Below are 9536 nucleotides of genomic sequence, written 5' to 3' on the forward strand. Positions count from 1 at the left end.
ACTAAGAAACGCCGGCATAGCTCAGTTGGTAGAGCAACTGACTTGTAATCAGTAGGTCCACAGTTCGAATCCGTGTGTCGGCACCATTATTAAACCTCATAACGCTTTATGAGGTTTTTTAGTTTTTATAATTGCATATTAAAATGCGGACTTAACCGCACTCACCTGAACATAATGAACTAAACCATCTTCGAAAAGTTTTCGACACAATCTCGCTGTCATTGCGATTTTTAATTGTGCCAAGTCAACGTGTTTTTTCTCAGTTCCCTTATTTTTAATATATTCAGCAAAGCCATTTAAAACAGGTTCAGAAAAATCCTGAATGACTATCTCAGTAAATCCCTGTTGTATTAAGTTTTGAGTGAGTTGTTGCTCATCCATTAAATTTTGCCAATTCATATCAGCACTTTTAAGCACATAACGATATTGTTGTTTTTTTAAATTTGAACTCTCTCGCCAAGCATCTGACCACATTAAATAATGAAAAGCGATGCGACCTTGTGAATTCAAAATTGGGGACACTGAATTAAGAAATGAATTCAAATCACTGTGGTAAGCCGCATCAATACAGACAATCACATCAAATGAATTTAAAAAATGCTGTTGGTTTAAATTCAAAAAATTTTCACAGTAAATTTGAACTTGTGGGAGTTGTTTTCGAATTCGTTTGACGCAATCCGCTTGTAATTCAACTGCACTTAACTGTTCAAGTTGATACTGTTTAAGCCAGTGCAATAGACTTGCACCTTGCCCACAACCAAGATCTAACACTTTATCGTCTTTTTTGAGTTGAACAGAAGTAGCGATTTGATCAGCTAGACTTTGGCAAGCCTGTGGATAATCATGATGCTGGTCTTGCCAATAGCCTAAATTACTCCAAGCAAGTAGAGAATCATCTCCTAGACGTTTTGCATCAATTGCATATTTATGTCCGAAAACTTTCTCAATCAATCTTTGCTTGAAGTAAGCCATATTTAATAACCAAGTTCAGGTGCAACTGTAACTTTTGGTTTAAGCCCAACGAAAGGTAATGGTGCGCCTAAGATTTCAGAAATATGCATTGCAGAAGTGACTGCTGACTCTAAAATTGGCAAACCATCACATGACCATGAACCGCAATAGAACACTTTACGATTTAAATCTAAATGGCGTTCCTGGATTTGTTTATTCAATGCAACCGTTTCAGAGTCGACAACAGCACGTGTGAGTTGCACCTTAGATATAATTTTCTTAGGATCAATATCAATCACAGGACACCATGTTTGGAATACGGCATTTTTGCCAACCAAGCTTGGTTCGATCGAATTAATCCACACTGTAAATTGCTGGCGACTAAAATTCCGATCCATCATATAACTTAATACCGCCCAATCTTTACGGCGTTGCGGCATCACGATTGGATCTGTGTGAATAACCAAATCACCTTGTTCAAAACGGAACTTTTTCAATAGTGCAAGATCATCTGCAAATTGTGGTTGCTTCAAGAAATTTTCAATCACAGGCGTTGGTGTTGCGATCACGACTCGGTCGAATAATTGGCTTTCGCCTTGCTCATTTTCTACCAAAATTTTATCGCCTTGTTCCTCGACTTTATGAACAGGTGAACCACTATGGATTGCAATACCCTCAATTAAACGATTTACTAAAGCAGGTGTTCCACCTTTCATTCTTAATAAGGCTTCACCTTCTGTGAGTTGGCGAATAAATTCTAATAGGGGCTTGGCTGGCCACTCACCAATCGTTTTTGGATGACATGTACAAATCGTATAAAGAACAGGCATCACCGTCCCATGCCAAAACACTTCTTCAATATGATATTGATTCATGAATTCGGCTAAGGTGATGTCTTGATTCTCTGATTTGAAAAATTGATGTACGGCGGTTTTTAATTGCAACATGCCTTTGACTAAACGCCAACCATATTGCTGTATGCCTTTACGGTTATTAATAATTGGGAAATTACCAATACGGCTGCGAGAAGTGGTCAACCAAGTATCTGTTTTATCTTCAAATAGCCAACTACAGGCCATAAATGTGCGTACTGGAAAAGTTTCTATGCCTAAGTAACTTGCTAGGCTTAGCGTATTTTTCCAAAGCTTGGGATTCATCACACGTAATGGCGCATCAATTATGCCACCATCAAAGTCAATACTGTGACTATCCATGCCTCGCCCTGCGAGTGCTTCGAATATTGTCACTTTATGCCCTGCATCATGTAGGATTCTGGCTGAGGCAAGTCCCGCCATTCCACTGCCGATTATTGCAATATCCAAAATTATGTCCCATCAGTTGATGATTTTTCTTGATTATGACTGATAGTTAACTTAAACACGGTATTAAAAAATACCAGATTCTGCATTTAAGCTAGACTTTTGTCTTAGCAACATCGGTCATTTCTTGTTACATTTTAGCATGCTTTCTATTTTGCTCTTAACTTAATGATAATATTCACTTATTCAAGCACAGTAGACAGAACATTCTTTATTTCATCATTTTTACGATCTCAAGGACTTTGCAAAGCTGAAATTTAGCGCTATTGTGATTAAACAATAATCAGAATCGAGTCACGTAACAAACTGCACAATAATAAGTGACCTAATATTAAAACAATCAATAGAGAGCCTTATAGCGAAAGCCCATAACTTTAAAGGAGTTATGGGCTTTCTTATATGTCTGTATATAGGGGCAAAATGCGCTTTACATGCTGCCAAATTTGCCATGATTGAAATCATTGATCGCGTCTTTAATCTCAGCTTTGCTATTCATAACAAATGGCCCATAACCTTCAATCGGTTCATTTAAAGGCTGACCCGTTAAAATCAAGAATTTACTGTCTTGCTCAGCCTTGATCGTAAAATCAATTTCTTCACGGCTCAGTACAACCAAGCTTGGTGCTTCAATGTGTTGAGCATCATTTAAAATCACCTCACCAGAAAGTACCACCAACAATGTGGTATGTCCTTCGGTCACATAAAACGTGTGTGCTTGACCTGCCACAATTTTACCATCCCAAACATTGACAGGGCTAAACGTGGTTGCTGCGCCCGCTCTCTCTTGGTATTGCCCTGCGATGACACGTAACTCACTACCAACATCATCTAAGCTGATGCTTTGAATTTGAGCGGCTTCAATGGCTTGGTATTTTGCTGGAGTCATCTTTGAATGTGCAGGCAAATTCACCCATAATTGCACCATTTCAAACAAACCACCTTGATGCGCAAACTCAGGGGAATGAAATTCTTGGTGTAGGACTCCACCTCCAGCCGTCATCCATTGCACATCACCAGCTTTAATTGTGCCACCGCCGCCACTTGAATCTTGATGTGTCACTTCGCCCTGATAAGCAATCGTGACTGTCTCAAAACCGCGATGCGGATGTGTACCCACCCCTTGTTGAGCAGTAGTCGGCTCAAAGCGGTAAGGTGCAGCATAATCTAGCAGTAGAAATGGGCTGATCATTTGTCCCAAACGATCATAGGAAAACAAGTTGTACACTGGGAAACCATCACCCACCCAATGCATATGTTTATTTTGATAGATCCCAAGAATTTTCTTCATTTTAGTTTCTCCTATTCAGGAAATTCTTTTCTTGAGATTCATTTTACGCTTCAGTGATTAAAGCTTATAGAGATGGATTGGCAACACATTATTCTATAAATAGGACAATTTATCTTTTTATAGGTATTTAAAATTCATATTTTCATTCATCATCCTATTTTCAATATTGTTCATCTCATCTTTTGTACTTCTGACATCTGAATATTTTGATTAGCATCATTTAAAACAACACTCCAAACGACGTCATGATCAAGAACACTCCTGCTTATCGCAACTTGATGAACAGTGCGGTTCAAAATACCTCAAAAAGATAAACCACATCTACAGATTAGGAGCGTTAATGCTATTCTAATCTTGCATAGTGATAGGACTCGACCCACCTTGATTAATTCATTTGATGATTTTCATTATTTCTATCTCGTGGTTAAACACGGCGGTTTTAGTGCTGCCAGTGAAGCTGAAAATATCAGTAAATCTAAACTGAGCCGTCGTATTATTGACCTTGAAACAAAGTTTAATCTCAATCTCATTCAACGAACAACACGTCATTTTAAAGTGACCGAATTAGGACAAGAATTTTACGAAGAATGTTGTAAAGTGATTGCTCAAGTTGAATGTGCTGAAAATGTTTTATTAAAACAAAAAAGTGAACCACAAGGTCTGGTTAAAATAAGTTGTCCACCGTTAATGATGCATTTTCAGGTTCGGCAGTTACTCAGTCAGTTCTTAAAAAACTACCCTAAAGTTGAAATCGCTCTAGAACTCACTAGCCGTCGAGTTGATGTGCTACATGATGATATTGATATTGCAATCAGAACCAGCTTCGAACCCAATCAAGACTCTAACCTGATTGTCCGAGAGGTTATTCGGACAGAGCATTGTCTTGTTGCTGCTCCTGAATTATTGCAAAACAATCAAATTGAACATTATTCAGAATTGCACTCCTATCCAAGTGTGGCTTTAGGTATCCAAAAAAACCAATATCATTGGCATTTATGCAATATAAATCATGATGAAACTGTTGATGTTGCCTATTCACCAAGGATTCGAAGTAATGATTTAGCTGGTGTCTATTATGCTGTAAGTGATGGCTTAGGTATCGCAGACTTACCTTATTTAACCGTTCAATCAGATATCGAGAAAGGTAAACTCATTCATATTTTGCCTGAATGGAAATCGAATCGTGGCACAGTACAGCTCGTTTATGCTTCTCGTAAAGGGCAACGCTTGGTGGTTGAGAAACTCATCGAAACCTTGATAGATGGTCTACGTGAATTGGCAAAAACTGACAGTGGTTACACTTTGTAATACAGAAATAAGAAAGTTTTTTCACCATTTATTGAGCATCTAAACAATAAAAAAAGGCATAAACTGAGTTTATGCCTTTCTCGTGACTAGATAAAAGTTAGAACGGTAAATCATCATCTAAATCGGCTGGTGCTGACGCAGTAGGTTGCGGTGCAGCTTTTGGCGTATTAAAGCCATTACCTGCTTGAGGATTTCCTGCGTAATTACCTTGGTTTCCACCACCAAAGCCACCGCCTTGACCATAGCCATTTTGGTTGTTGTTATTGTTATAACCCGTATTTTGGTAACCGCCACCTTGGTTATTATTATTGTTATTAAAACGTGGTTGGTTAAAGTCACCACCGCTCTGCTCACCTTGTTGACGTGAATCAAGCATTTGCATTTGATCACCACGAATTTCAGTGCTGTAACGTTCCTGACCATTTTGGTCTGTCCATTGACGTGTACGCAATGAACCCTCGATATACACCTTTGAGCCCTTACGCAAATATTGCTGAGCAATTTCACCTAAACGGTTGTGTAATACAATACGATGCCATTCTGTTTGTTCTTTTCGTTCACCTGTATTTTTATCTGTCCACGATTCGCTTGTCGCAATCGAGAATTGAGTCAACGATCCACCATTTGGAAAGGTTTTTGTTTCAGGATCTTTACCCAAAGTACCGACTAAAATAACTTTATTCACACCACGCATTAGCTGTCTTCATCCTATGTATTTCTATGTTTTACTTTATAAGAGTTATACTTAAATGGCTACCTCTTTGCCAATCAAGTGCGTTAAATCTTGTCGCCCAGCATCATCAATCCGCTGTTTATCGACTTTAATATAGGCAACTTGTTGTTCGGGCATCACCACCACTTCTTCAATACCACGAATTGCCAATAGTTTTGAAGTCCATTCATCCGTTTGTGCCATTTGAGGTAAAGGCAACACAATTGAAGACAAATATCTTGGTTGAGCCAAGCCAAAACTCACGAGCAACCACAGTATAGCAATCCCAGAGAGTACGCTCCACCCAAGTGCAGTATTCTGTAACATCAAAAGCTGTCCGCCCAAAGTACCCCCAAAAAAAGCCCCCAAGAACTGGCTACTGGCATTGATACCCATTGCCGTGGCTTTAGATTGAATTGGTGCAACTTTTGATAACCAAGAAGGTAATAACGCTTCCATCACATTAAATGCGATAAAGAAAATCCCCAATCCAGCAAGCAATACATATTTAGATTCATATCCAAAAATCAGCAGCAGCAATCCAATAATAATGCCTACAATCGCAGATAAGAAAATACCACGCATCTTGCGATATTTTTCAGCAATGATAATGCTTGGAAAGGCAAAAAATAGACTGAGAACCAATAACGGTAAGTAGATGAGACCATGTTTTGCCAAAGGAATTTGGGCATATTCGATCAACTGGGAAGGAATATAAATAAACATCGCTGTCAGTAATAAATGTAGTGCAAAAACCGAAACGTGCAATCGGTTCAGATCGCCCATTTGAATGACTTGTTTCAGCTGCAATACATAGCCTTGTTGGTAATTTCGATGATGTCGAGTGACTTTAGGCACCAGTAACAGCATTAAAATGGCAGCTAAGCCCATAATTGTTGTGACAAAAAATAAACCTGAAATACCAACTAGACTGGTGAGCCATGGCCCTAAACTGAATGCCACCACAAAAGACAAGCCAATACTCATCCCCATCACAGCCATGGCTTTGGTACGCTGCTCTTCACGTGTTACATCGGCAAGCAATGCCATCACTACAGCTGAAACTGCACCTGCGCCTGCAATTGCTCGCCCAATAATCACACCATAAATCGTGTCAGACAAGCCCGCGATTGCACCGCCTAAAGCAAATAGGAGTAAACCGAGTACAACGAGCGGCTTACGGCTAAAGCGATCAGCTAAGAGACTAAATGGAATTTGTAAAATGGCTTGGGTTAAACCATAGACCCCAACCGCTAGCCCGATTAAGGCAGGTGTGGCGTATTGATATGACTGTCCTGCAACAGAAAATACAGGAATAATCATGAACAAGCCCAACATGCGTAAGGCAAAAATGCTACTTAAGGCAAAGGTTGAACGGCGTTCTAAAGCATTCATTATTGATAAGACACTATAACTGGCTTAGCGAATTATAAGCGATTCGCTTAACAAGGTTGTAAGTAGATTATGAAAAACACAACCTTTAGGAGAAAAAATAAAGGAGCGATTTCGCTCCTTTACTAAAAATACGCTCATTAACTGAAAATAAGCTTAAGAGGTTTGCTGTTCGCGCTTGCTATATTGGATTGAAGAAACCACCGCCCAAACGATAAATGCAACGCCGATCAGACCCGTTACAACCTCTGGTACATGTAAACCCGTACCACTTGCGATCATAATGAATGCCAAAGCACCAATGGCATAATGTGCACCATGTTCCAAGAAAACATAGGCATCCAAAGTCCCTTTCTCAACTAAATAAATCGTCATTGAACGGACAAACATCGCACCAATCGCAAGACCTAACATAATGATGACAACATCACTAGTAATTGCGAATGCACCAATCACACCATCAAAACTGAAAGAGGCATCAAGGACTTCAAGATATAAGAAACCACCAAATCCAGCTTTCACAACACCTGAAGCTGCACCACTTGCATCATGAGTAACAGCATTACCATTTTCATCAATCTCTGGCTCACCACCCAATAAGTGACTGAGAACTTGCACGCCAATATAGACCACAATGCCCCAAATACCTGCCATCGTCACCGCTAAGCGAATAGATTCGTCAACATTGGCTGCCATAATAATCATGGCAATCAAGGCAAGAAAAACTGACATCGCAGGTACACTGGCTAAATTTGCCAATTTTGCTTCTAACCACTTAAACCAATGCGTTTCTTTACCATCATCGAAGAAGAAGTTTAAGAATACGAGCAATAAGAATGTGCCACCAAATGCTGAAATTTCAGCATGATGCGCCATTAAGCGTTCTGAATAGCTCTTTGGATCGTTCAATGCCATTTTAGCGACTTCGACCATTCCCATATCTGCTGTAACTGCAACGATGACCACAGGGAAAATCAAACGCATACCAAATACGGCGATCAAAATACCCACCGTTAAGAAAATCATTTTCCAGAAATGATCCCAACCGCGTAGTACTGATGCGTTGACAACAGCATTATCAAAAGAAAGTGATACCTCCATCACTGCTAAAATCGCAGTAATTGTCAATGCTTTAAGCATCGTCGCTACGCCTGCTTCAGGACCATGCGTATAGCCCCAGTAGGCAGATAGTGCCAAACACACTACCGTAAAAAATATTGAAAAACGAAAATGCTTCATGAACAGCCTTTTATGTGAAATCGTTGGGTGATAAAAATGCGCCTATTGTAGGTGAGTTTGCGCTAGAAAATAAAAAAGATTGTTAGACTTATTTTGAGAAAAAGCGATCGAGATAAAGACTCTGCTATAGTTTTGTCATTCTTCAATTTATAAGCTGTTCATAGGTTCAAATACATGACTTTTTCCCAAGATGTTTGGCAACGTAATCACGATTTATATCAAAAAATATTAGCACTGCCATTTAATCAAGAACTTGCTTCTGGCACGTTGAAGCGTGAGGTATTCTGCCATTATGTCATTCAAGATGCGCATTACTTACTGGCTTATGGACGTGCACTGGCTGTAGCTGCTGCAAAAGCCTATGAAGCCGATGATGTGATTCAGTTTTCTGAAGCAGCAAAAATTGCCATTATTGTGGAGCGTAGTTTGCACGCTGACTTTATGCAGGAGTTTGAAATTAGCAAAGCTGAGTTTGAAAATACGCCATTAACACTCGCCTGCCATCATTATACGTCGTTCTTAACTGCTACGGCTTGGTCGGAAAGCTATCCTGTGATTTTGGCAGCCTTACTCCCATGTTTCTGGATTTATGCAGAAGTGGGGAAAGACATCGTGAGTCAATCCGTTGAAAACAATCCTTATCAAGCATGGATTGATACTTATGCAGGTGAAGAATTTAATACAGCAGTACGTAATGTAATTGCGACCATTGATAAAGTCGCTGCACGTTGTGATGAAGATACTTTAGTGAAAATGCATGCGGCTTATCGCATGGGCGCGAAGTTGGAATGGTTATTTTGGGATAGCGCTTACCAACAACATCAATGGTTAGGTTTGGATTAAGATCGATTTAAGGAGGGTTAATCCTCCTTAAGCATTAAGTTTCAACCTTACATTCTTAAGCTTTCTTTCTTCTTGCTATAACTAAAAAACTGATTAAAGCAACAAATATTAGCAGAAACAGTGATTTCATTGCTAAAGGGAAAGAATCATTCTCTTTTGATTCAGAACTTGTTTGCGGTGGTTGTTTAGCAATCTCTTTGTTTTCAATAGCCAATTCCAGTAATTGCGATGTCTTAGCACCTTCACCAACAATCATATAAATAGCCTTAATATCAAAATACTTTGGGTTACTAACACTAAAACTAATTTTGGCTGGTTTCTGTAGATTATATTCTGGTATCCAATCTAGAATTCGCCCATATACTCGAACATTCCCTGTTTGACTAAAATTAGGGTCTTGAACCTTCTGTCCTGTCTGAACTTCAATTTCATCTACCAGCCCACTAAATTCTTTTAAAGAATAGTTTTGGCGCACTGGTAAATT

Annotated in this window: 8 protein-coding genes, 1 tRNA gene and 1 pseudogene; 3 read left to right on the forward strand and 7 right to left on the reverse strand. The window is 39.3% G+C overall.

What is annotated here, in order from left to right; genetic code table 11:
* Window positions 1-10: 10 nt before the first annotated feature.
* Window positions 11-86, forward strand: a tRNA-Thr gene (locus RR876_RS16370).
* Between the two features lie 52 nt (window positions 87-138).
* Here the strand turns inward: RR876_RS16370 and RR876_RS16375 are convergent.
* The 3 genes from RR876_RS16375 to RR876_RS16385 form a co-directional block, all read right to left on the reverse strand.
* On the reverse strand, window positions 139-972 hold the full coding sequence (locus tag RR876_RS16375; protein ID WP_004659964.1) for a class I SAM-dependent methyltransferase: 834 nt from the start codon (window positions 970-972) through the stop codon (window positions 139-141).
* Between the two features lie 2 nt (window positions 973-974).
* Window positions 975-2273, reverse strand: a complete 1299-nt coding sequence (locus RR876_RS16380) for an FAD-dependent oxidoreductase (protein ID WP_332637118.1) — start codon at window positions 2271-2273, stop codon at window positions 975-977.
* Between the two features lie 424 nt (window positions 2274-2697).
* On the reverse strand, window positions 2698-3558 hold the full coding sequence (locus RR876_RS16385) for a pirin family protein (protein WP_291392039.1): 861 nt from the start codon (window positions 3556-3558) through the stop codon (window positions 2698-2700).
* A 345-nt stretch (window positions 3559-3903) separates the two neighbouring features.
* Between RR876_RS16385 and RR876_RS16390 the strand changes: the two genes are divergently transcribed.
* Complete coding sequence (locus RR876_RS16390; protein WP_291392064.1) at window positions 3904-4866, forward strand: LysR substrate-binding domain-containing protein; 963 nt, start codon at window positions 3904-3906, stop codon at window positions 4864-4866.
* A 97-nt stretch (window positions 4867-4963) separates the two neighbouring features.
* Here RR876_RS16390 and ssb read toward each other — a convergent pair whose 3' ends face one another.
* From ssb to RR876_RS16405, 3 genes are all read right to left on the reverse strand, one after another.
* Window positions 4964-5560 carry a single-stranded DNA-binding protein gene (ssb, locus tag RR876_RS16395; protein WP_018679413.1) on the reverse strand — a complete coding sequence of 199 codons (597 nt, stop codon included), beginning with the start codon at window positions 5558-5560 and terminating at the stop codon, window positions 4964-4966.
* 51 nt (window positions 5561-5611) lie between these two features.
* Entirely contained in the window at window positions 5612-6976 is a 1365-nt protein-coding gene (locus tag RR876_RS16400) for an MFS transporter (RefSeq protein WP_332637120.1), read from the reverse strand.
* A gap of 150 nt (window positions 6977-7126) precedes the next feature.
* Window positions 7127-8209 carry a DUF475 domain-containing protein gene (locus tag RR876_RS16405; protein ID WP_241334546.1) on the reverse strand — a complete coding sequence of 361 codons (1083 nt, stop codon included), beginning with the start codon at window positions 8207-8209 and terminating at the stop codon, window positions 7127-7129.
* Between the two features lie 174 nt (window positions 8210-8383).
* On the opposite strand from RR876_RS16405, the gene tenA reads away from it, so the two are divergent.
* Window positions 8384-9052: a thiaminase II gene (gene tenA / locus RR876_RS16410; protein ID WP_332637119.1), complete on the forward strand. Its 669-nt coding sequence runs from the start codon at window positions 8384-8386 to the stop codon at window positions 9050-9052.
* A gap of 55 nt (window positions 9053-9107) precedes the next feature.
* Here tenA and RR876_RS16415 read toward each other — a convergent pair.
* Window positions 9108-9536: pseudogene (locus RR876_RS16415) on the reverse strand (hypothetical protein); the annotation flags it as partial.

It is taken from the genome of Acinetobacter sp., assembly GCF_036666595.1.
In the GTDB taxonomy this organism is placed as follows: Bacteria; Pseudomonadota; Gammaproteobacteria; order Pseudomonadales; family Moraxellaceae; genus Acinetobacter.